Here is a 1,328-nt window from a genome sequence, read left to right as displayed (position 1 = left end):
ACTTCTATAAAAATAGATCCAACTTTGTTCTTATTTTTATGAAAAATAAATAAAATAATTAAAAACCTCAAATAAAGGCAATATTAGACAAAATAAAAAACAGGTGTATGATATAAATATCGCGCATCCTGTTTATTATACATAATTTATTTATTATCTATTTTACTATTCGCTATTCCAAATGGAATATGCACAGAAGGTAATTCAGATGAAGATTTTAAATGTAATTTTTGGTCGTCAAAGAATATATGTGGTTGTAAAATTTTTAATACATTCGATTTCTCTACGCCTCCCATAAAAAAGGCTTCATTAACAGAAATTCCCCATGCTCTCATCGTATTAATAACACGCTTATGAGAGGGTGCATTACGTGCAGTAACAATAGAGATTTTAAGTAATGGAATATATGTAGGATCTTGTTTTAATTTTTCTAACTCCAATTTTTGAATATCAGAAATACGCAGTAAGAACTTTTTTAATGGTCCAGGATTATGAGGTACATCAACCATTTTCGCTTCATGATGATGAAAATTGAGACAACTCACCTGAAGTTTTATAAATAATTTCAGCTTCATCATCAGCAATCACACCATCAAAGTCGAACGCAATTCTTAATTCATCGGCATCATCATCATTAACATGACCTGCTAATATCTGCCCTGCTGGATAATTTGCCTGAATTGCTTGTAAAACATCGTCATGGTCAGCTGATAAAAATAACTCAATATCAAATGCTGGAATATAAATATGAGGCGATTTCCCTTGAAGGAATACAGCTCGAGTGATCCCTAGCTTATAATGTTCAATAGAATTCATCACTCTTAATCCAGTATCGGGATCATTTCTGGATAATAAAATAACTTCAACGAGCGGATCATCTGGTCTAATATTATTTAACTTCAAAAGCCGACGAATAAAAGGAAATGCAACGCCTTTATTCAAAGGCTCATCCTGCATTTTATGCTGATATTTCCGATAAGCTTCCTCCCCTTGCGTGCGAAAAATATTATCTGATTCTTCTAAATCAAATAATGCACTAGAGGAGAGTCCTAAGACTAATCTCTTCGTTAAATCATAAGCCATCGCCAGAATTCCCTGTCAGTTTCTTTTATTGCTCATATTATCACTTTTTTTAAAAGGGTGAAGATAAGAAAATTTATACAAAAAATACAGATAAATCGTAGCATTTACCAGCTATTAGCACTTTATTGTTCGCCCACACAAATAATAATGATTATCGATTGCAATTAAGGAGGGTCATTATTATTGTTAGAACTACCACTAATAAGGAGAAAACTTATGGTTAAGAAAACGATACATTTGCGTTC

Annotated in this window: 2 protein-coding genes; both read right to left on the bottom strand. The window is 32.0% G+C overall.

The window, feature by feature from the left end:
* Positions 1 to 146: 146 nt before the first annotated feature.
* Positions 147 to 509 carry a 5'-nucleotidase gene (locus tag BHE89_RS24410; protein ID WP_216081027.1) on the bottom strand — a complete coding sequence of 121 codons (363 nt, stop codon included), beginning with the start codon at positions 507 to 509 and terminating at the stop codon, positions 147 to 149.
* A 7-nt stretch (positions 510 to 516) separates the two neighbouring features.
* A complete protein-coding gene (locus BHE89_RS24405) occupies positions 517 to 1,083 on the bottom strand; it encodes a 5'-nucleotidase (protein ID WP_216081026.1) in 567 nt (188 codons plus the stop codon).
* Positions 1,084 to 1,328: the final 245 nt, after the last annotated feature.

This window comes from Shigella sp. FC1967 (assembly GCF_001743005.1).
Taxonomy (GTDB): domain Bacteria; phylum Pseudomonadota; class Gammaproteobacteria; order Enterobacterales; family Enterobacteriaceae; genus Proteus.
Note: the sequence above shows the minus strand (reverse complement) of the source record. Positions and strands in the feature narration are given on the sequence as shown.